The organism is Vibrio sp. 10N.222.49.C9, from assembly GCF_041474985.1.
In the GTDB taxonomy this organism is placed as follows: Bacteria; Pseudomonadota; Gammaproteobacteria; order Enterobacterales; family Vibrionaceae; genus Vibrio; species Vibrio crassostreae_C.
The window spans coordinates 1-562 of sequence record NZ_JBFRVD010000276.1; the positions used below are offsets into that span (position 1 = coordinate 1).

At 48.6% G+C, this 562-nt stretch carries 1 protein-coding gene; it reads left to right on the forward strand.

Going from position 1 to position 562, the window contains the following annotated elements:
* Nucleotides 1-562, forward strand: a 562-nt coding sequence (miaA, locus tag AB4585_RS23110) for a tRNA (adenosine(37)-N6)-dimethylallyltransferase MiaA (RefSeq protein WP_372171135.1), incomplete at both ends; no start/stop codon positions are given.

Sequence of the window (562 nt, forward strand, 5' to 3'; positions counted from 1 at the left end):
AGCTAATCAGCGTTGATTCAGCTCTGATATACAAAGGGATGGACATAGGCACGGCTAAGCCGACGGCAGAAGAGCAAGCCGCCGCCCCTCATCGCCTTATTGATATTATCGACCCTTCAGAATCTTATTCAGCAGCAGACTTTCGTCGTGATGCGCTGCAGCTAATGGATGAGATTACTGCACAAGGTAAAATCCCTATGTTAGTAGGGGGCACAATGCTGTACTACAAAGCTCTACTAGAGGGGCTTTCTCCATTACCCGCAGCTGACCCTGAGATTCACGCGCAAATTGAGCAAGAAGCCACTCAAAAGGGCTGGCAAGCTCTGCATGATGAGCTAAAACAGATAGACCCAGTCTCTGCAGAGCGTATTCACCCCAATGATCCGCAGCGTTTATCGCGCGCTTTAGAAGTTTTTCGTATTTCTGGAAAGTCGCTGACAGAACTGACGCAACAGAAGGGAGAGCCTATCCCGTATGATGTGAAACAGTTTGCTATTGCTCCTCAAGAGCGTTCCGAACTGCATCGACGTATCGAACTTCGCTATGAAAAAATGGTAGAGGC